The sequence below is a fragment of the Chimaeribacter coloradensis genome (assembly GCF_002858715.1).
GTDB lineage: Bacteria > Pseudomonadota > Gammaproteobacteria > Enterobacterales > Enterobacteriaceae > Chimaeribacter > Chimaeribacter coloradensis.
In genome coordinates this window covers 36,515-57,560 of sequence record NZ_PJZH01000024.1, presented here as the reverse complement: position 1 = coordinate 57,560, position 21,046 = coordinate 36,515, and the positions used below count along the sequence as shown (strand labels likewise).

Below are 21,046 nucleotides of genomic sequence, written 5' to 3'. Positions count from 1 at the left end.
GAAATGAAACCCCTCCACCATTTCAATCCAATACGCTTAGCTACGCCAACAGAAATCAATATCCAATATATAAAACATATAAATATTGATAAATAACAAAAAAGAATAAAATATTTCAATCCATTGTTGCTAATAAAATTCCTTTCCCATACATCTGCATGATGTAATAAAGAATAACTGATGGTGAAGGCATTATTATTCATAATAAAATTATATAACGGTAAGTTATATATTCGCAACGCGAACATCCCAAAGGAATATCCAATCGACATAATTAAACAGTTCAACCCAATAAATATTAAAGATTGACATATAATAATATCCATAGACACTTTTGAATTTACAACTACCCATGATATTTTAATCGCTAAAATATATAAAAGCAAAGGAATAACAAGCAAAAATAATAGCTGCACTTGAAAACTTCCATCAGTCGATATTGAGTAACCCACACTTAATCCGATAAAACAAAACAACAGAGCTATATTAAAGCAATCTTTTAATCTAGCGTCAGACATTAATATTTCACAAAAAGAGTTGATTGGGTTGGATAAAATAAGGATGATAGTATGAAGGTAATTTTTTAATAAATCCAGGATCTGCAACATGATTTTTCTCGCAAACTGAAATTCATTAAATCTTTCATTATAATTAGTGTAAATTTACTGAGCTTGTCAAAGCTATGAAAGGAAAAGGTTTGATTTACAACAAATATTAAAATCCATCTTATTAAGATGTACTTAGGTGATTATTTATTATAAGCGCTAGCCTTTTTGACTACTATTGATAATTTTATTGTGATAATAATTTATAAATCTAGTTTTTTTAATGAAAAATAAACTATTTTTTGTTTATTACAGTGTATCAGTAATACAAGGGCGGCCGGTGGCCGCCCTTTTTTTATCCCCTCAGCACCCGGCGGCGATGAAGTCCCCGTTGGCACTGACCGGGATCACCGAGGTAAACAGCACCAGCGCAAACAGCATCAGCAGCAGGCCGCCGCACATCATCACGCCGCGCGCCAGGTGCGGCAGCGCGCGCCCTGCCAGCCCCTCCGGCGAGGCGATGATCCGCTCGCGGGCGCGCTCGCGGGCATGGTGGACGAAGGTCGCCAGCAGCGTAATCGCCAGCGCGGTGCCGAGCGCATTGGCAAACACCAGAATCAGGATCGCGCCGCTGCACGGCCGGAACCCTATCGCGGCGATCACCCACAGGGCGTGTTGCCCGCCCGGCGGGTGGGCGTGGCCGCAGCCGCACGCCCGATCCGGCCGGCCACGCAGGGTCACCCCCGCCGCCCGCAGCATCAGCACCAGCCCGAAAGCGCCAATCAGCAGCGCGCTGATCTTCTCCACCCAGTAGCGGCTGCGGCTGAGGTCACCCATCGAAAAATTAAACAGCACCGCCAGCACCACCACAAACAGGATGGCGACCACGCCCTGCATCAGGCTGCCGAGCAGGGTAATGACCCGGCTGCGGTTCAGCTGCTGCCGGTGGGTCGCCAGATAGGTGGTGATGACGAATTTGCCGTGGCCCGGCCCCACCGAATGCAGCACGCCGTAGAGAAAGCTGCACAGCACCAGCATCAGCCCCCCGCCGGCCTGATGGTTATGCTGCTGCAACAGATAGAGCACCAGATAGCGGTGCAGGTAGATCTGCACATTGATGCAGGCCTGCACGAAGTCCGCCCAGTAGTGGCTGAACAGCGCCAGGATAAGGCCCCCGGCCGCGAGCAGGCCGAACGCGGCAGGCGGGGTTTTCATTAACAGACTTTTCATCAGGCAGTCCCGGTAACCGTTGACCTGTTGACTATAGCTGCCCGCGCCCGCTTGCGCCGCCCTGCCAGCCCGGCAGTGGTGACCGCCAGCACCGAAAACAGGATCAGCGCGCCGCCGGGCGCAAGCACCGCCCAGGGGGCGCGTTCGAGGTAGGGCATCCCCTCGGCCAGCACCCGCCCCCACTCCGGCGCGGGCGGCGGCGCGCCCAGCCCCAGAAAGCCCAGCGCCGCCAGCGCCAGCACTGTCCCCGGCAGCCGCAACATCGCATGGCGCAGCAGCGGCCCGCTCAGGGCAGGCAACAGATAGCGCAGGGTACGTCGCCACGGGCCGACGCCCAGCACCGGCAGGATGCGGATATGCGGCTGGGCGTTGATCTCGCTGACCAGCGCTGCCGTATGCGCCGCCAGCGGTGCCCAGCTGGTGGCCAGCACTGCCAGCGCCGCGCCCCCGGCGGTCGGGCCGTTGATCGCCGCCACCACCAGCCCGGCGATCACCGGCGGCATGGCGTTGGCGGCCTCCACCGGGCCGCTGCTCAGGCGCGGGAACAGCCCGGCCAGCATGCCGAGCAGCAGGCTGGCCAGGGTCACCCCCAGCGCCAGTGCACAGGTGTGCAGCGCGCCGTGCGCCACCCGCGCCAGCAGATCGCGCCCGGTGGCATCCGCGCCGAACGGCAGATCCCAGCCCGGGGCTTGCAGGCGCATAAACATCGGCGTGACAGGGTCACGCGACAGTCCGGTGATAACCATCAGCAGCAGCAGCGCCGCGCACGCCAGCGGCACGGCCCACGCCCCGCGCGGCCCTGCAGTTTCCGGGGCAGCCACCGGCAGCGCCCCAGCATGCAGCGCCGGGCCGAGCAACACGCGCCGCATCAGGTTGGCCGCCACGCCCGCCGCGCACGCCAGCAGCAACAGCATCAGCAGGCCGGTCTGCAGCGCCGGGAGATCCTGCGCGGCCACCGCACCAAGGGTGGCGCGCCCCAGCCCCGGAATGGCGAATACCTTCTCCACCGCCATCGCCCCGCCGGTCAGGCCGATCACCACCAGCCCGACCTGCGGCAGCAGGCCCGGCAGACTACGCAGGAAAACCGCCCGGGCGATCCGCCCGCGGGATACCCCGGCCATCTGCCAGGTCAGCAGCCAGGTTTCATGGAAAGTGGCGGCGAACGCATCGGAAAAGAGCCGCCCAAGCAGCCCCCCGGCCGGGATGCCCAGTGCCAGCGCCGGCAGCAGCGCATGGTGCAGGCTCTGCCAGCCAAAAGGCGGAAAGAGACGCAGCCAGACCGCGCCCACCAGCAGCAGCAGGGACGCCAGCAGAAACTCCGGCAGGGCGGTCAGCATGGCGGGCAAGGCACCGGCAGGCCGCCGCCCCCGCCCCGCCAGCCCGGCGAGGAACGGCCGCAGGCAGATTGCCCCGGCCACCAGCGTCGCCACCAGCAGGGCGAAAGCCATCAGCGTCAGGGAGACGCCCGCCGCCTGGAGCATGCCCGGCCCGACCGGCCGGCCGGAGACCCAGGAGTTACCGGCGTCCCCGTGCAGCAGACCGAGCAGCCACTGCTGCAACAGTGCCAGCGGCCCCTGATCCAGCCCCAGCGCGTCGCGGATGGCGTTGAGCGTCTCGGGTGTCGCCTCCTGATCGCCCGACCGCGCCCGCAGCAGTGCCAGCGCCGGGTCATGGCCGGAGAGCCACGGCAACATGCCGACCAGCGCCACCATCGCGCCCAGCGTAACGGTGCGGGAGAGCAGCGGCAGCAGGGTATCTGTATGGAAAAGCCGCATCTCTTAGTCTGCCGCCTGCGTCGTGCCAGCTGTCATCAGCGTGGTCTCTGCGGTGACCAGCATCCGCTCACGCGGGTCGCGCGCCGCATCGCGCACATTGGCCGCCTCCCCCTGAATCACCCGCTCATGCAGCAGCGGCAGGGCGGCGTCCGAGGCGAGGATCAGCCGCTCAGCGGCCATGATCGCCTGCCGCCGCTCAGCCCCGGCCGGGATGGCCGCCGCCTGCTCCAGCGCCTGGTCGATCCGGGCATCACAGAGCTGCGCAATGTTGAACGACCCTTTGCAGGCGAAGTCGCTGTAGAGGTACGCGACCGGGTCGCCCGAGTCCAGCACCGTGGCACGCGACAGGATAAAGGCATCAAACTTGCCCGCCAGCGCATCCGCCTCAATGTGCGCGTACTCCCGCACCACCTGCTTCACGGTGAACCCGGCGGCGCTGAGCTGCTGGGCGAGGTAGGTCGCCACTTCCGGCAGTTCGGCGCGGTCGCTGAAGGTCGCCAGGGTGATCGTCGCCCCGTTGGGCGCAGCGGCCGCGGTGGGAGCCGCTACCGATTGGCGCAGTGCGGCCGCCCAGGGCAGCGCCGGGCCAAGCAGCCCCTCAGCCCGGTCGGCGCGCCGTTCGTAAACGTTATCGATCAGCGGTTGCCGGTCAAGCGCCTCACGCGCCGCCGCCCGCAGTGCCGCATCGCGGAACGGGCCGGTGCGGGTGTTGAGGTAGAGGGTATTGGTGCGCGGCATCGGCACCTCATGCACCAGTGCCGGGTCGAGCAGCGCCACCTGTGACACCGGCACCGCTTCAACGATGTCCGCGCTGTGGGTACGCAGGGCGGCGGCGCGCGCCGTGCCGTCCGGCACAAAGGCGACGTCGATACCCGCTGCGCGCGCTTTCTCCCCCCAGTAGCCCTCAAACCGCTCAAGGCGGGCGCTGCTGGTGCCGGTCACGCTGGTCAGCACAAACGGCCCGGTACCGGCCTTCACCGGGTTGACCACGCCGTTTTTGCCGTAGGCAGCGGGCGCGAGGATGGCGAGCTGCGGGCTGGAGAGCCGCTGCGGGATCAGCGGGTCGGGCCGGGCAGTGGTGATGATGACGCTGTGGCCGCCGTCAGCCACGGCCTCCAGGGTCACGCCATCCAGAATGCGCGGTTTCGGGGCGGCATGGGCGGCGGTGGTCAGCGCATTCACCACGCTGGCCGCCGTCAGGGCGCTGCCGTCATGGAACTGCACGCCTTCGCGCAGGGTAAAGCGCCAGCGCTGCGCATCGAGTTGTTGCCAGTGGGTCGCCAGCGCCGGTTGTGCCTCGCCCAGCGCATCCAGCGTCACCAGCGTTTCCGCGGTGCGCCAGCGGGAGAGCTTGAACGCGTCATCGCTCAGCGGCGTCAGCCCGGAACGGGGCGGCTGGAGCATCGCCAGCCGGATCCGCGGCCCATCCTCCTCCTGTGTTTCCGGGGGTGGCTCATTGAAACAGCCTGACAGCAGCAGCATACCGGCCAGTAACCCGGCTCTGGGCAGGGTAAAAAACGGGGTATTCACAGGGGTTATCCTTTTCATTTTTCAGGAGGCGCGGCGTGACGCCGTCAGCCGGGGAACCGCCGCCAGCAGGGCGCGGGTAACGGGGTGGGCCGGGTCGGCCAGGAGCTGCGCGGTGGGGCGATCTTCCACAATCTCCCCCTGCTCCAGCACCACCATCCGGGGGCAGAGCGCCGCCACGCAGCGGATGTCATGGGAGACCATCAGCATCCCCATGCCGGTTTCGGCTGCCAGTTGGGCGAACAGCGCCGTGATCTGCTCACGCAGCGGCAGATCCAGGCTGCTGACCGGCTCATCGGCCAGCAGAAATTGCGGCCGCAGGATCAGCGCCCGGGCGATCGCCACCCGCTGCGCCTGGCCGCCCGAGAGCTGCCCGGCGAGCTGGTGCGCGGTGTGGCTGCTCAGCCCGACCTGGTCCAGCACGTCGGCGATGCGCCGTTGCGGGTCACGCTCATCGCCCAACCGGCGCAACGGCTCATGCAGCAGCTCGCTGACGCGCATCTGCGGGTGCAGGCTGGTGGCCGGGTTCTGCGGGATGTACTGCACGCGGCGGCGATAGTCGCGCAGCGCCCTGACCGGGCCGGGGCGCACCGGCTGCTGTAAGCAGTCAATCTCCCCCTGAGTGGCCGGTATCAGCGCCAGCAGCAGGTTCAGCAACGTTGATTTGCCGCTGCCGGAGCGCCCCACCAGCCCGATGCGCTCCCCCGCCTGCATATGCAGCGTGACGTCATGCAGCAGCGGCCGCGCGCTGTGCGGCAGGCGGTAGCTCACCTTGTCCATGGTCAGGAAGGGCATCATCCCAGCGCCCTCACCGGGGCGGCCGCCGGGGGCGGCGGTGTGATCGCCTCACCGGCGCGCCGGGCCGCCTCCACCAGCTCACGGGTGTAGGGGTGTTGGGGGTAGCGGGTGAGCTGCTCAAAGGCGCCCTGCTCGACGATCCGGCCCTGCACCATCACCAGCGCGCGTTGGCACAGGTGGGCCGCCAGCGCGATGTCATGGGTGATAAACAGCAGCGCGGGCGGTGACGGCTGGGCGCTCAGGCGCGAAAGCGCCTCCACCACATGCTGTTGGGTGGCGAGATCCAGTGCGGTGGTGGGTTCATCCGCCACCACCAGCCGGTGGCGGCAGGCCAGCGCCAGGGCGATGCAGACCCGCTGGCGCTGGCCGCCGGAGAGCTGTGCCGGGTAGCGCGGCAGGATGGCGGCGGGGTCGTCAAACCCCACGTCGCGCAACAGCAACGCCGCCCGGGCGGCGGCATCGCCCGGCAGATCAGCGGGCACCATCATCAGCTGTTTGCCGACGGTGACCAGCGGGTTCAGCGCGGAGGCGGAGTCCTGAAAAATCGCAGCCGCCCGCTGCGGGGCGTGCCGCCTGGCCGGGTGGAGACCGGCGACCTCATGCCCGTTAAGGCGCAGGCTGCCGTGCCACTGGGCACCCGCCGGCAACAGGCCGATCAGCGCGCCTGCCGTCAGGGATTTCCCGCAGCCGGACGCGCCAATCAGCGCGACCCGCTCTCCCGCCCGGAGGGTGAAGGAGAGGTGCGCGAGCTTTTCCTCCCCTGCAATTGCCAGTGAAAAATCGGAGACAACCAGTACCTCTGCGTGTCCGTCCGCCAAAACGTCTGCCCTTATTTATGACCTGATATGTAATAACATAACAATTTGTCATCAGATAATGCAACTGTTGTACAGGAGGAAGGCAGGCGCGGGGCGTAAAAAAGGGAGGCTGAGCCTCCCTGAAGGTGATTAGCGTAACAGCGGGTTACCGCTGCCGGTCAGCCCGGGCTGGGCGCTGAACCAGAGGAACAGCCCGGCGGCCAGCAGCAGCAGCCCCCCGGCCAGCGTCAGGGTGGCGCGGCCGACCTTGCGCCAGGCGGGGGCCGGGCCGCTGCGTGCGCTGCGCATCAGCAGCCGCTGGATGCTGTGCACCCCCAGCGCCAGCAGCGAGATGGTGAGCGAAGTGCCGAACGCCATCACAAACGCCGCCACCACGCCCCAGAGGTAGGCGCCGATCACCTTGGCGAACAGCAGCATCATGATCGCCCCGGAGCAGGGCCGCAGCCCCATCGACAGCACCAGCGCGGCGCGGGTGCGCCAGTCTCCCGCCGCCGCCAGCGCCTCATCGGACGGCAGATGGCGGTGGCCGCAGCCGCACTGTTCGTCATGCACGTGCGGCTCGGGATGCAAAGGCCGCAGCGCCCGGAACGGCTGGCGCAGGCTCTGCCATTGGCGGTGCAGCGCCCGTGCCGCCCGCACCACCAGCATGATGCCCAGCCCCATCACCAGCAGGTAGCTGCCGCGCTCCAGCCAGAAACTGCTCTGGTGCAACTGGCGTGAGGAGAGTTCGAACACACCGAGCAGCAGCGTAACCAGCCCGACCGCCACGCTGCCCTGCAAGAGTGACGCGGCAAAGGTGAGGCGCAGGCTGCTTTTCAGCCGTGACGGGTGGGTCGCCAGATAGGTGGTGAGCACCAGCTTGCCGTGCCCCGGCCCGGCGGCGTGGAGGATGCCGTACAGCAGGCTGAACAGCACCAGGATGCCCCCGGCGCGCTGCGGCTCCGCCCTGACCTGCTGCATCAGCGCGGCGATCTGGCCGTTCAGGCTGCGCTGCCACTGGGTGCCCTGCCACAACAGCGAGGGCCAGAGGTGCATCAGCCACAACCCGCCCAGCAGCAGCACCCCGGCCAGTAACAGCAGCGGCCAGATCTGAAGCCAGCGGTGGCGGCGCAACACCGGGGTCTGGGAGATTATTGGCATGTCAGGGTGACCTTCTGGGCAAACTGGCGGCCGAGATCCATGTCTTCCGGCGGGGCGTCGGCTTTATCCAGCGACAGCGCATAGTTCTGTAGCGAGGCGTCAGGCGTGGGAGTATCCAGCGTGAGGGTGCAGGCTGCCATCTCCGGCGGCAGGTGCAGGCTGGTGGCATTGTCGTAATGCATATCGACAAAATAGGTCGGGTCAAATGTCGAGAACGTATAGGTCTGCCCCTTCAGCGGCTGCGGCGCGGCCAGCGGCAACACATACTCCAGCACCGCCTTGTGCCCGTCGCGCAACAGGCGGTAAGCGGGCGGCAGGTTATGGAACCTGACCCGCTGTCCGTCGTGATAGAACTCGGTGAAATAGTGCTGGCCCAGCACGTTGGCCATCACCTCGGCAGCGAGCTTTTTCCACACCTCCGAGTCAGGCGGCGCGTCCCCGGCGTCATACAGCAGATCGGCTGAGGTGATCTCATCCATTGTCCAGCGCATACGCACGCCGGTGAGCTGCGCATCCTGCTCAAGGAGCGTCGCCTGCATGGTGATAAAACTGTGCGGGTGCGCCCAGGCCAGCGGCGCACAGGCCGACAGCAGCAGGGGCAGGTAAGTGAGTCGCATCGTGTCACGGCGTCCTTGTTGTTAACCACAAGGGCGGACAATATAGGCTCCGGGCAAAGGTGGCAAGCGCGGGCGATAAGACTACGTACTGTCCCAAATGCGGCGAGCCGGGCACTATTGTTTCCGGCGAACGCCGCACTCGCTTTCATGGTGTGGCCGCTGCAATTGACAGCGCCAGTGTGTTGGGTGGTTGCCCTGCTCGCCGCCCGGCAGGCGGAACGGGAAGCCGAAGCGCAACAGCAGTGAAGAATGTCATCATTTTACGAGAGACTTTCATGCATGATCCCTTATCAGCGTGCATAGCAAAAGCGCCCTCTGCAGGGCGCGTTGTTGAAGTTAGCTGGGGTATCTGGGAAGGGTATCAGGCAATAGCGAGATTATTCCAGGAGTCACGATAGATGATGTTTCCTTCTGTGCATTTCCAGGTGATGGCCTCATAACGCAATTCGAGCGTTTCTAAATGTGTACTGCTTAAACCATTGGGGGAAAGATACGGTGAAATAGTCGTGATTTTAACGTTTTCCAGGATGATGTTGAAATATTCAGACTCAATGCCTGAATCCAGAATCCGGTACATCTTAAACAGCGCTTTTTTTAAGGTACGTCCTTCACAGGGCGCGCGATAGAGAATAGGCGTAGTGTGGTCGAATTCTTTAACAACGACGATATTTTGGTGAACGCGGGTACCTGTCAGTTTTCCCCAGGATTTATCTACCGGGATAGTTATTCCGTGGGAAAATGATTTTAATTCGATGGAGCCTGAGCGCTGCGGCATTATGCAGCCACCAACGATAGGTGAACCATGTTCATCTTCAAGCCATAAATGTGCTGGAGTAGACATCTACTTTCCTTATATATGGGCGGGCTGTTTTCACGGTTAATTACCGGCTATACCGGGCAACTACAACAACCATAAATATGGCAAATACGTCTGTTGGCCATATTGGGCTTTCAGGAAAAAGCCACCGCTGAATTAATGCAAATGCAATGACTGCAAATAATGGGCCATACAGCCAGAATAAAAACTTACATTGCGATAGTAGTAGTTTCTTTAGGAATTCCATAATATCTACCGGATCATTCGGCTGATGATATTCACGACATCTGAATCTGATGCGCCTTGTGCGTGAAGAGCACCAGAACGTTCAAGCAACGGTTCAATGAGGAAATACATCATTTCCAATTCTTGCGCATATAAGGCTGCATAATAGGCGGGAAATGTAACGTGCAATCGACGGGCGCTATCTGCCGCGTTCTGGATGATGCCATAGGATGTAACCGCAGCGGCGGAAAATCCAGCAGCGCGCCCTGTGGCGGCGCTTATTTCGAGGCTTAAATTCATCCCAACACAAACGGTAGTCGCCACAGCCAGAGAAAACCCCGCCCCGGTCAGGTTGCTGGCGGCAATATGAACGCTTGCAGCCAAAAGCATCTCTTTTATATGTTCAAGTTGTTGCGATGATTTGTATTTAAATATCTCATCGAAATATATTTTTAGCATCTCCTTAACAACATCAGTGTTTTGCAAAAGCTTAACAACCGCATTCCCGAATCTTATATCCTCTGTCTTTTGCTTTTTGCAGACATCCTGGTACTCATCAGTAAAACACGATGTGTAATAAATTAACCGGGTGGCGCCTTTTTCTAATAAGAGGAGTTGTTCACCTGCCTTTCCTCTGACCGCAGCCAAAGCATGATCAAGCTTTAACGCGAGTATTTTATTACTTTGCAGATAACGCGTAACTTCATTGTTAAAATACATCACCACTCCTTGTTAATATTCACATTACCCATTCAAATATAAAGTCTACGCCTGTTATTTTGAGAGCATTGTGACTTGCTTCACTGCTTTATTAAGGCGTGTATAGACTGAGCTTTTAAAAGCCCGTCGATACACCGGGCAAAAGGGGGGTTACCTGATACGCTGGCGCTCGGGCGGGTGGTAGCGGGTCGTGGCTTTAGATGCCGGCGCGCTGAATACAGGGTTTACAGCCTCTGTCACGCAGCCGGCTGAAAGGTTCATCCATTCAATGATCTGTCGGGTAGCCCCGCAACTTTTATCAAATCTGAGAAATGCAAAGGAATCGCCTGAGCGGCTTGCTTACCATCGAGTATAGATTGGCAGATATTGGGCATACCGCGCTTAACAGGCTTCGCTATAGAGGTAATTACATCCTGATCCCGCCGGTATATGTTTATGAGCGCAGGCATCGGGGCGTCCCCCCTTTACCCCTCGCGCACGTCACTGCGTAAGGGGTGTCATGCCCTTACCCCTTTACCCCTTCACCTGATGAATCTCTGCAATATACCCGCCGGGGAACTCAACCATTGCGAACGGGTCGCTCTTTTCAGGGGCGCGCCAGAGGATTTTGGCGTGGCTGGCCAGCGCCTTGTCCAGGGTTTGCTGGAGATCGGTGACACCGTAACCGGTGCGTTCATGGCCGAACGGGTACGGCAGGTGGCCGTCGGTGACGAAAATCCTGACCTTGCCGAAGGTGGAGGAGAGATCCACTTCGCGGACGGTGCCGCGGGTTCCGCCAATCACTGCGGCGCTGACCTGTTGGTCGCGGTCAACCTTGCCCTGTGAAAACTGCTGGTAGCTGCGGATGAAATCCTCCACGCGGTAGCGTGACAGGTAGACGCGGTTCTCCGGCACGCTGCTCAGCGGGGCGTAGCTGGGCGCGGTGGTGTGCCAGTAGAGCTGCATATTGACGCCGCCCGGCCACTGCACCACCGCGTCGCGGCCGATCGGGTCGGGGAACGGCTCCACCAGCACGTCGGCCCCGGCCGCTTTGGCCTGCGCCACCGCCGCATCCATATCACGCACCAGAAAGCCGTTGCGCTCATCGCCGAACGGGTAAGGCGCGGGGGTCTTGAAATCGAAAACGGAGAAACTGCCGACCGGCGTCAACACCAGTTGGGAGAGCGTCTCGCTGGGCGTCGGCGTGACATCCGCCGTGATGCGTTTGGTCGCTTTGCCGCCAAAGGTATGCAGCAGGCTGTTGACGAAATCGTCCATTTTGCCGGGCTGCACGTAAACATGGGTGGTGTCATACTGCGCGCCCACCGCCAGGCTCTCAGCGGCCCAGGCGGCCGGGCTGGCCAGCACGGCGAGCGTCAGGGAAAGGGCACCAAATCGGGTTCTGTGCATTATCGTCTTCCTGTTTTTCGCGCCCTTCCCGGCGCGGGCAGGCCGGGCGCAGGGCGCCATCGGTAGGCAGAAAAAAACAGGGGGAGCCGGGCGGCCCCCCTTCAGGCTGGATCAGCGGGATTGCAGGAACGCCAGCAGGTCTTCGTTAAGCTGGTCCTGATGGGTTGCGGCAAAGCCGTGCGGGCCGTTGTCGTAGACTTTCAGCTCGGCACCGGGGATCAGTTCTGCAGAGAGCTTACCGGTGGCTTCAAACGGCACGATCTGGTCATTGCTGCCGTGGATCACCAGCGCCGGCACGTCGACTTTTTTGATGTCGTCACGGAAGTCAGTCTTTGCAAAGGCGGTCACGCAGTCGAGGGTGCCTTTCAGCGACGCCAGCAGTGCAATGTTCAGCGTCTGGGTCAGCACGCCTTCAGAGACTTTCTGGCCGGCATTCAGGCCGTAGAACGGGGTGGCGAAATCGCTGATAAACTGCGCGCGGTCTTTGCGCAGGCCATCTATGATGCCGTCGAACACGCTCTGATCCACGCCCTGCGGGTGATCGCCGGTTTTGCCGAAAATCGGCGTGACCGCCCCCAGCAGCGCCAGCCCCGCCACGCGGTCGCTGCCGTAACGGCCGATGTAGCGCGTCACATCCCCGCCGCCCATCGAGAAGCCCACCAGCGTCACCTCGTTGAGATCAAGCGCGGTGATCAGGTCGTTGATGTCGGAGGCGAAGGTGTCGTAGTCATACCCTTCCCACGGCTGGTCTGAACGGCCGAAGCCGCGGCGGTCAAACGCGATGGCGCGGTAGCCGCGCTCGGCCAGGAAGTTCATCTGGCTGTCCCACATGTCGGCATCCAGCGGCCAGCCATGGCTGAACAGCACCGGCTTGCCGGTGCCCCAGTCTTTGTAATAAATCTGCGTGCCGTCTTGGGTGGTGATGGTGCTCATGGGAATCTCCTGAAAGTGTTGAGTAACGGTTTGGATAACACAGCCTGAATAACACGTCGGGGGCATGAAACGCCTGTGCCCGGATTATGGTCAGCACGGTTGCGCAGCGTCTAGTTATACGTAGGGATAGGTATACCTAGAGATAATGGTGCACCCATCACGCGCGCCGTATTATGCAGGCTGACAGGCAGACAGGGTTCCGGCCCGCCCCGCCCCGTCGTGTTGACGTTGCATGTAAGAGGACGCCGGAATGACCCCGCCGTGTATTGCCGTGATTGATGATGAACCCGCCGTCCGCAGCGGGCTGAGTAACTTACTCCGGTCGGAAGGCTATGCGGTGGAGGGGTTCGCGTCGGCGGAGGCGTTTCTGCAGGCCCGCGCCGTGCCGGCGGTGGTACTGGCGATCATCGATGTGAAGCTCACCGGGATGGACGGGTTTGCGCTGTTTGCGCACCTGTTACGCTGCCCGGCCCCGCCGCCGGTGATTTTTATCTCCGGCCATGGTGATGAAACGATGCAAAACGCGGCCCTTGCTCTCGGGGCCGTTGCTTTTTTACGTAAACCCATCAATATTGATACACTTTTGGAACATATTCAGCGCGTGCTCTCCCGCGGGAAGCCCGGCGGTTGACGGCTTGCCGCCCCGCAGGGCGCGGTGCCCCCGGAGGAGTCCGATGAGTAATAACGCGCCCCAGGCCGCCTGGCCTGCCGTTGATGACCAGGCCGGTGTCCAGGCGTTTGCCCTGGATGAGAGCGTGGTTTACATGCCGCTGGCGCAGGAGGGCTGCCTCGCCTGGTTCTGGTGCCGCCACCTGGTCACCGGGCGCGAATGCATCCTCGCCACCGCCGCCGGTGAAGAGGCGGAGCCGCAGGCAACGCTGCTGCTGAAAAATGAGTTTGCCCTGCGCGGCCGGCTCGGCAGCGGCTGGGCGGTGGCCCCGGTCGCCAGCACCCTCTATCACGGGCGCTATGCGCTGCTCTACCTGCCCTTCCCGTTCGACACCCTGACGCGGGTCACCGGCGCCCCGGCGGCGGCTATCCCCGCGTTTCTGGATCTGGCGCTGAGCCTCTGCGAGCCGCTGTTGCAGATGCACCGGCACGGCCTCGTCCACGGGGACATCAAGCCCGCCAACCTGTTTATCAACAATGACGGCAGTTGCCGCCTGGGCGGCTTCGGGCTGGCGTCCGGCACGCCCGGCACCGGCGCGCCCACCACGGTTGCAGCCGCGGGCGGGACGCTGGCCTATATGTCACCGGAACATGCCGCCCGCACCCGGCGCGCCGTGGACGCGCGCAGCGATCTCTACAGCCTCGGCATCGTGCTGTATGAGCTGCTTACCGGCAGTTTGCCGTTTGACCTCAGCGAAGGCGGGCAGGCGGAGTGGGTCCATCACCATATCGCCTCGGAGCCGCGGCTGCCGCACCGGGTGCGCCCCGGCATTCCGGGCATTCTCTCTGCCCTTATTCTGCGGCTGCTGGCGAAGTCGCCGGAGAGCCGTTACCAGACGGCCGAAGGGCTGATGGCTGACCTGCGCCGCTGCCGCGCCACCGTGACCGTGACCGGCGAGCTCGCCCCCTTTACGCTGGGGTTGCAGGATCGCGCCGGGGCGCTGCACCTCTCCGACACCCTGTTCACCGGCCACCCGCAGAGCCGGGCGCTGCTCGCGGCTTTTGATGAGGTGAGCCACAGCGGCACCCACGCGCTGGTGGTGATCAGCGGCCCTGCCGGGAGCGGGAAATCCTCCCTGATCGCCTCGGCGCTGGCGGGGTTGCAGCATCACCCCGCCTTGCTGGCGGTGGGCAAAGCCGACCCGTACCACCCGTCGCTGCCCTATGCCGTGCTGACGTCAGCATTCCAGTCTCTGGCGCTGCATATCCTTGGGCTGCCGTCAGCGGAGATCGCCCGCTGGAAAACGCGGCTCAGCCAGGCGCTCGGCAGTTATGCCGGGCTGGCGGTAAACCTGGTGCCGGAGCTGGGCCTGCTGCTGGCGCACACCTCATGGATACCGGCGGATACGCTCTCCATCGACGCCCGCGCACGCTTTAACCATATGATGCTCTGCCTGATCAAGGCGTTCGCCGCGCCCTGCTGCCCGCTGGTGCTACTGATTGATGACGTCCATTGGGTGGATGCAGCCAGCCTGCAACTGCTGGAGCATGTGATGGGCAACAGCGCCGCCCTGCCGCTGCTGCTGGTGGTGGCCTGTCGCGACGAGGCCGGCACCGCGCCGCCGGCCGGGCTGCGGGCCGTGGCCGCCCGGGTCACCGAAATCCGCCCCGAGCCGCTGACGGTGAAAGGGGTCACGCGCTGGCTGGCGGACGCCTTCCAGACCCGCGCCGCCGGTATCGCCCCGCTGGCGGCGCTGATCCATGAAAAAACCGGCGGCAACCCGCTGTTCGTGAAGCAGTTTGTGACATGCATCGTGGAAGATGGGCTGGTGTCGCACCATGCGCAGCATAAGAAGTGGCATTACGATCTTTCCGCCATCCGCGCCCGCCACTACACCGAGAATGTCGCCGGGAGGGTACTGGCAAAGCTGGCGCAGATGCCGCCCGACACCCGGACACTGCTCGGCAGCCTGGCCTGCCTGGGTGGCGCGGGCAACCTGGCGCTGCTTAACCGCGTGCTCGGCACCGAGCCTGCCGAGACGCACCGGATGCTGCACCCGGCGGTGGCCGCGCAGCTGATTACGCTGTCAGTGAATGAGTACGCTTTTACCCACAGCCGGGTGCAGGAGGCGGCCTTTGCCCTGCTCGGCCCGGCGGAGAAGAGCCACCTGCACCTTACCGCTGCCCGCCTGCTGGCGGAGATGTCGCAACAGGCGGGCGGCAACGACACACTGTTCCGGGCCGTGCACCATGTGGCCTCGGCGCTGGATGCCGTCGGCCCGCCGCAGCGCCGGATGTTCCGCGAGCTGAGCCTGCTGGCGGCGCAGCGGGCGAAACGCACCGGGGATTCGGTCTCCGCGCTGGGCTACCTGCGCACCGCCCGGGCGCTGGCCAGCCCCGCGGAGCCGGACGATCACCGCCTGACCTTCACGCTGGATCTGGAGGAGGCGGAGTGCGAATTCCTGCTCGGCAACCTCGCCACCGCCGCCCGGCTCTGCACCCGCCTGGCCGGTCAGCCCGGCGGGCTGGCGGAGAAGGCGGTGGCCGCCTGCCTGCTGGCAGAGATCCATATGCGGCAGTCGCACCGGCGGCAGGCGCTGGAGACGGCGCTGGCCTGGCTGGAGGTGTTCGGCATCACGCTCAGCCGCCACCCGGATGCCGCCCAGTGTGATGCCGCCCGTGACGCGCTGCTGGCGCGGGTCGGCAGCGATCCGGCCGGGTGCTTTAACGCCCTGCCCCTGATGCAAGACCCTGATACCGAAGCGGTGATGAACCTGCTGGCCAGTGCCGGGATTTTCGCCGGGTTCTGCTGCCCGCGCCTGCATTTCCTGATCCTCTGCCGGATGCTGCACCTGACGCTCGACCACGGCATGACCGGGGCCGGGGCCACTGCGCTGGCCTGGTTTGGGGTGCTGATCGGCCAGCGGTATGAGGATTATCAGGGCGGTTTCCGCTATGGCCTGCTGGCGCGGGATCTGGTGAGCCGCCACCGCTACCTCAGCGCCGAGGCCAGGATCCTGTTGCCGCTCGACCAGCTCAGCGTCTGGACGCAGCCCCTGGCCTTTACCGTGGAGTGCGCCAAAGCCTGCTTTACCGCGGGTGTAGCCCACGGCGACCTCACCTCCGCCTGCTTCGCCACCTGCCACCAGGTGATTAACTTCCTGACGCGCGGCGACCATCTGGACGGCGTGCTGACCAGCATCGACCGCGGGCTGGCGTTTGTGCGCAAGGCGCATTTCCAGGATGTCGAGACCATTTTGCTGATCCAGCGGCATCTGGTTGAGCACCTGCGCGACCCCGGCACCGCCCCCTACACCGCCGACGGCTTCCTGCCGGAGACGCTGTTGCCGCCCACGCGCGACCCGATGCCGACGCTGATGTTCTGGTTCTGGCTCTACAAGGCGCTGGCGCACGTCGCCACCGGGGAGTTCCCGCAGGCGGAAGCGTGCCTGGATCGCGCCGGCACCCTGAGCTGGTCAGCGCCCGGCCACATCCACCTGCTCGACTACCACCTCTACAGCATCCTTGCGCTGACCCAGCAGCTCACGCCGGAGAGCATCACCACCGCGCACCGCCGCCGGCTGCACCCGCATTACCGCAAACTGGCGCTCTGGGCGCGCACCAACCCCGGCACCTTCGCCGACAAAGAGGCGCTGGTCTATGCCGAGCTGGCGCGGCTCGACGGCCAGAACAGCCTGGCGATGAAACTGTATGAGAAAGCGATCCGGCTCTCGCGCGAAGCGGCCTTTGACCACATTAACGGGCTGGCGCACGAGCTTTCCGGCCGTTTTGTGCAGGGGCGCGGTTACCCCACCGCCGCCGATGCCCATTTCCGCGGGGCGATGGCCGCCTGGGGGCGCTGCGGCGCGCAGGCCAGGGTGCGGCGGCTGGAGCGGCTCTACCCGCATCTGGTGGTGCCGCGCCACACGTCACCCTATGACACCATCGCCTTCGCCCAGAATGAGGAGATCCGCGACCTGCAAAGCGTGATCAACGCGGCCCGCGCGCTCTCTGAAGAGATTAACCTCGACCGGCTGATCCAGATCCTGATGACCATGCTGCTGGAACGCGCCGGGGCGCAGCGCGGCATCCTGATCCGCGTGGCGGAGAACCACCTGCCGGAGATTGAGGCCTGTGCCGATACCACCTCCGGCGGCGTGCAGGTGCGGCTGGTCAAAGCTGCCCCCCACGCCACCGATCTGCCGCTGTCGGTGCTGTCAGCGGTGATGCGCACCGGGCAGGAGATCCGCACCGGCAAGCCGGGCGCGTTCAGCCCGTTCAGCCAGGACCCCTATCTGGTGACCTCCGGCGCGGCGGTGATGTGCGTGCCGATGTTCAAACAGGCGCGGCTGGTGGGCGTGCTCTATCTGGAGAACCGGCTGATGCCGGAGGTCTTCACCGAAGAGCACTCCAAAATCATCGGCATTCTGGCGTCCCAGGCGGCGGTCTCCCTGGAGACCGCCCGGCTCTACGCGGAGCTGCTGGAGGAGAACGTCCAGCGCCGCCGGGTGGAGAAGGAGCTGCGCGCCAGCCAGACCTCCCTGATGCTGGGCGAGCAGATCAGCCACACCGGCACCTGGCGCTGGGAGGTGCAGCAGGATCTGATGGCGATTTCCGACGAGTACGGGCGCATCCTTGGGCTGCCGCCCAGCCAGAAAACGATCTCAATGGCCGATTTCCTGACGCGGGTACACGCGGACGACCACCCGCGCATCAGTGCGCTGGTGACCGAGAGCGTGCGTGACCGTGTCACCATGCGCGCCGAGTTCCGCATTATCCGCCAGGATGGCGCGGTGCGTTACCTGCTGGGGATTGGCGACCCGGTGCAGGCCGGGGCGGAGGTGAATGAGTATTTCGGCACCATCACCGACATCACCCCCCACCGGCAGGCGGAGGATGCCGCGCGCGTGGCGCAGGCCGATCTGGCGCGGGTGGCGCGCGCTACCACCGTGGGCCAGCTTACCGCCTCTATCGCCCATGAGATCAACCAGCCGCTGATGTCGATTGTCGCCAATGCCGGGGCCAGCCTGCGCTGGCTGAGCCGCGATCCGGCGCAGCTGGACAACGCGCGCGCCGGGCTGGAGGAGATCATCACCGAGGGCCAGCGCGCCGGTGAGATCATCCGCAGCCTGCAATCCCTGACCCGCAACCAGGCCCCGGCCTTCGCCCAGGTCGACATGCACCAGATTGCCCACCACATCGTGATGCTGTCACGCAGTGAGCTGGAGCGGCGGCGGGTGGTGGTGGAGTATGGGTTACAGGCGGCGCAGCCCTTTGTCTGGGGTGACAGCGTGCAGATCCAGCAGGTGTTGCTGAACCTGGTCGCCAACGCCATCGACGCGATGAGCGACATCACCGACCGACCGCGCCTGCTGACGCTCTGCTCCAGCAACCCGGCACCGGGTTATCTGCGCTTCAGCATCCGGGACACCGGCACCGGCCTCGACCCGGCGGTGATGGCGCGGGTGTTCGACTCGTTCTACACCACCAAAAAACAGGGCATGGGCATGGGCCTGACCATCAGCCATGCGATTATCGAACGCCACCGCGGCAAACTCACCGCCCACGCCCGTGAGCCGCACGGCAGCTGCTTTACCTTTGTGTTGCCGGCAGAGGGGGAAGAGGCGTGAAGCATAAGAACGCCGCCTCACCGCGGCGTAAGGGCATCAGGCACCCGGCAGGGCGGCGAGCTGGCGGCGCAGTTCACCGTGGGCCATCGCCACAGTGGGGGAGTCTTGCAGGGCGCTGAGGTACTTCTGCTGGAACTCGGTCTGCGCTTCCGGATCGGGCGTCAGTTGCCGCTCAATCAGCGTTTTGTAGGCCTGCACGGCGGCGGCGTCTGCGGGCTGCTCTTTGTCATCCAGCCGCTCATCTATCTCCACCAGGATCTCTGAAATCTGGCGCAGCCAGGCAAATTGCGGGTGGCTGGTCAGCAGCTGCAGCTGGTCAAAGGCGCTGCCCGCCGGGCCAAAGTGGGCCATTTCATTCTCTACCAGCGTTTTATGCAGCCGGCGCAGCACGGCGGAGAGCGCCCTCAATTGGGCGCGCGGGTCGGACGGGGTCTGGGTGTTCAACAGCTTCTCCTCGGCAAGGGACGCCTTGCAGTTACGGGTTAACGGCTCTGGGATTTCAAAATGTGCAGCCGCTCCGCCGCCCTGACCAGATCGGCCAGCGAGCGCGCCTGCATTTTTTCCATAACACGGCGCTTATGCACTTTGGCGGTGATCTCACTCACCCCCAGCGCGTTGGCGATCTGTTTGTTCAACAGGCCGCCGATCGCCAGCTCCAGCACCTCACACTCACGCGGCGTCAGGGACTGGTGCCGCTGCCGCAGCGCCTGCTGCTCCTGGGCCTGCGTTAAATTTTTCTCCGCCAGCTGTAACCCTTCCGCCACGGCGTGCAGCAGCTGGTCGGCCATCACCGGCTTGGTCAGAAACTCATGCGCCCCGGCTTTCATCGCTTTGACAGACATCGGGATCGTGCCGAAGCCGGTCAGGAAAATAATCGGCAGGGTGTAGCCGTTATTGTGCAGCGTCTCGGCCACTTCAAACCCATCAGCGACCGGCATGTTCATATCGAGGATCAGGCAACTGGGCTGTGGGCTGAGCGGGTGCGCGAGAAACTCGCGGGCAGAGGCGAAATCAACGACCTGGTACGCTTCAGACTCCAGCAGGCTCACCAGCGAGCGCCTGACAGAGGCATCATCATCGACCACATACACTATCTGATCCATCGTTAAGTCCTGTTTTTGCTGTAAGGGTTACCTACAGGCCACCCAGCCAGAATTACCGAGATCATGAACCGGTACCACCAGATTGATTTAGTAGAATATTATGACTTTACATTAATTAATATGGACATAATTAGCGAATGATTTATTTCGTGAATAATTGAGCAAAATGCCAGGGTCAGCCTTCACTCCCCCGCCTTGAGCCGCTCCTCCAGGAAAGAGAGGAAAACGCGGGTGACTTCGCTGCGCTGGCGGTGCTGGGAGTAGAGCGCGTTCAGGCTCAGCGGTGCGGGGTGGAAGGGGGCCAGCACCGGCAGCAGCTCACCCCGCGCCAGCGCCGGGCCGACAATGAATTCGGGCAGCAGCACCAGCCCCAGCCCGGCGATGGCGGCGTCCCGCAGCACCTCCCCGTTGTTGCTGATGATCGGCCCCTGCACATCCAGCATTTTGCGTTTTCCCTCCTGCAACAGCTCCCAGCCTGTCTGCCCTTCCCGGCCGTAGCGCAGGCAGGCGTGCGCCAGCAGATCCTCCGGGGTGCGCGGTTCCCCGGCGCGCTTCAGGTAGGCGGGGCTGGCGCAGATCACCCGGCTGAGCCGGCCAAGGCGGCGGGCGATCAGCGTGGAGTCCGCCAGCGTGCCGATGCGGATCGCGATGTCAAACCCCTCGCCGATCAGGTCAACCTGCCTGTCCCCCAGCTCAACCTGGAACCGCACCGCCGGGTGCAGGCTCAGGAACTCCGCAATCAGCGGCGAAAGGTGGCTCATGCCGAAGGACATCGGCATGCTGATGCGGAAGGTGCCCTGCAACGCCCGGCGGCGCTCGCTCACCGCCTGCTCCGCCTCGTGAATGTCCTCCAGAATGCGCTGCGCGTGCTGGCCGAATACCTGCCCGGCCTCCGTCACCGAGAGTTTGCGGGTGTTGCGGATCAGCAGCCGCGCGCCCAGTGACGCCTCCAGCGCCGCCATCCGGCGGCTGACATACTGTTTCGACAGCAACAGCTGCTCCGCCGCCGCCGTGAAGCTGCCCGCCCGGATCACCGTGATAAAAATACGAAGGTCTTCTATCTGCACATTGTCCACCTGATTGTGACAGTGATTGTCATTCCAGCCGATTGTTGGGCAAAACAGTTTACGTATACTTGTTCCCCATAGGAAGGGCAACCGCCTTTCACCC

General features: G+C 63.1%; 17 protein-coding genes. 2 read left to right on the top strand and 15 right to left on the bottom strand.

What is annotated here, in order from left to right; all coding sequences use genetic code 11:
- The 12 genes from CYR32_RS21775 to CYR32_RS17235 form a co-directional block, all read right to left on the bottom strand.
- Positions 1–608: hypothetical protein (locus CYR32_RS21775; RefSeq protein WP_206602464.1), on the bottom strand; the 608-nt coding region annotated here is incomplete at its 3' end.
- Positions 609–908: 300 nt separating this feature from the next.
- The gene (locus CYR32_RS17285) at positions 909–1,760 is read right to left on the bottom strand and encodes a nickel/cobalt transporter (protein WP_241523854.1); all 852 of its coding nucleotides are present in this window, start codon (positions 1,758–1,760) and stop codon (positions 909–911) included.
- Positions 1,761–1,774: 14 nt separating this feature from the next.
- The gene (locus CYR32_RS17280; protein ID WP_101826396.1) at positions 1,775–3,550 is read right to left on the bottom strand and encodes an ABC transporter permease subunit; all 1,776 of its coding nucleotides are present in this window, start codon (positions 3,548–3,550) and stop codon (positions 1,775–1,777) included.
- 3 nt (positions 3,551–3,553) lie between these two features.
- A complete protein-coding gene (locus tag CYR32_RS17275) occupies positions 3,554–5,032 on the bottom strand; it encodes an ABC transporter substrate-binding protein (RefSeq protein WP_241523853.1) in 1,479 nt (492 codons plus the stop codon).
- A 69-nt stretch (positions 5,033–5,101) separates the two neighbouring features.
- The gene (locus CYR32_RS17270; protein ID WP_241523852.1) at positions 5,102–5,872 is read right to left on the bottom strand and encodes an ABC transporter ATP-binding protein; all 771 of its coding nucleotides are present in this window, start codon (positions 5,870–5,872) and stop codon (positions 5,102–5,104) included.
- Positions 5,872–6,693 carry an ATP-binding cassette domain-containing protein gene (locus tag CYR32_RS17265; RefSeq protein ID WP_101826393.1) on the bottom strand — a complete coding sequence of 274 codons (822 nt, stop codon included), beginning with the start codon at positions 6,691–6,693 and terminating at the stop codon, positions 5,872–5,874. The genes CYR32_RS17270 and CYR32_RS17265 overlap by 1 nt, the downstream gene beginning before the upstream one ends.
- A 129-nt stretch (positions 6,694–6,822) precedes the next feature.
- Positions 6,823–7,833, bottom strand: a complete 1,011-nt coding sequence (locus CYR32_RS17260; RefSeq protein ID WP_101826392.1) for a nickel/cobalt transporter — start codon at positions 7,831–7,833, stop codon at positions 6,823–6,825.
- Positions 7,824–8,450 (bottom strand): DUF1007 family protein, encoded by a 627-nt coding sequence (locus CYR32_RS17255; protein WP_101826391.1) that lies wholly within the window; start codon positions 8,448–8,450, stop codon positions 7,824–7,826. The genes CYR32_RS17260 and CYR32_RS17255 overlap by 10 nt, the downstream gene beginning before the upstream one ends.
- A 361-nt stretch (positions 8,451–8,811) precedes the next feature.
- Positions 8,812–9,291, bottom strand: a complete 480-nt coding sequence (locus CYR32_RS17250) for an Hcp family type VI secretion system effector (protein WP_101826390.1) — start codon at positions 9,289–9,291, stop codon at positions 8,812–8,814.
- A 228-nt stretch (positions 9,292–9,519) separates the two neighbouring features.
- Positions 9,520–10,212, bottom strand: a complete 693-nt coding sequence (locus CYR32_RS17245; RefSeq protein WP_101826389.1) for a hypothetical protein — start codon at positions 10,210–10,212, stop codon at positions 9,520–9,522.
- Positions 10,213–10,725: 513 nt separating this feature from the next.
- Positions 10,726–11,601, bottom strand: coding sequence for a glyoxalase (locus CYR32_RS17240; RefSeq protein WP_165698269.1), 876 nt, complete (start codon positions 11,599–11,601; stop codon positions 10,726–10,728).
- Positions 11,602–11,712: 111 nt separating this feature from the next.
- On the bottom strand, positions 11,713–12,534 hold the full coding sequence (locus CYR32_RS17235; protein ID WP_101826388.1) for an alpha/beta fold hydrolase: 822 nt from the start codon (positions 12,532–12,534) through the stop codon (positions 11,713–11,715).
- Between the two features lie 250 nt (positions 12,535–12,784).
- On the opposite strand from CYR32_RS17235, the gene CYR32_RS17230 reads away from it, so the two are divergent.
- On the top strand, positions 12,785–13,165 hold the full coding sequence (locus CYR32_RS17230; protein WP_101826387.1) for a response regulator transcription factor: 381 nt from the start codon (positions 12,785–12,787) through the stop codon (positions 13,163–13,165).
- Positions 13,166–13,208: 43 nt separating this feature from the next.
- The gene (locus tag CYR32_RS17225) at positions 13,209–18,773 is read left to right on the top strand and encodes a trifunctional serine/threonine-protein kinase/ATP-binding protein/sensor histidine kinase (RefSeq protein ID WP_101826386.1); all 5,565 of its coding nucleotides are present in this window, start codon (positions 13,209–13,211) and stop codon (positions 18,771–18,773) included.
- A 36-nt stretch (positions 18,774–18,809) separates the two neighbouring features.
- Here the strand turns inward: CYR32_RS17225 and CYR32_RS17220 are convergent, their stop codons facing one another.
- From CYR32_RS17220 to CYR32_RS17210, 3 genes are all read right to left on the bottom strand, one after another.
- Positions 18,810–19,217 (bottom strand): hypothetical protein, encoded by a 408-nt coding sequence (locus CYR32_RS17220; protein WP_101826385.1) that lies wholly within the window; start codon positions 19,215–19,217, stop codon positions 18,810–18,812.
- 38 nt (positions 19,218–19,255) lie between these two features.
- A complete protein-coding gene (locus CYR32_RS17215; protein WP_101826384.1) occupies positions 19,256–19,876 on the bottom strand; it encodes a response regulator transcription factor in 621 nt (206 codons plus the stop codon).
- A 182-nt stretch (positions 19,877–20,058) separates the two neighbouring features.
- Entirely contained in the window at positions 20,059–20,943 is an 885-nt protein-coding gene (locus CYR32_RS17210) for a LysR family transcriptional regulator (protein ID WP_101826399.1), read from the bottom strand.
- Positions 20,944–21,046 lie beyond the last annotated feature (103 nt).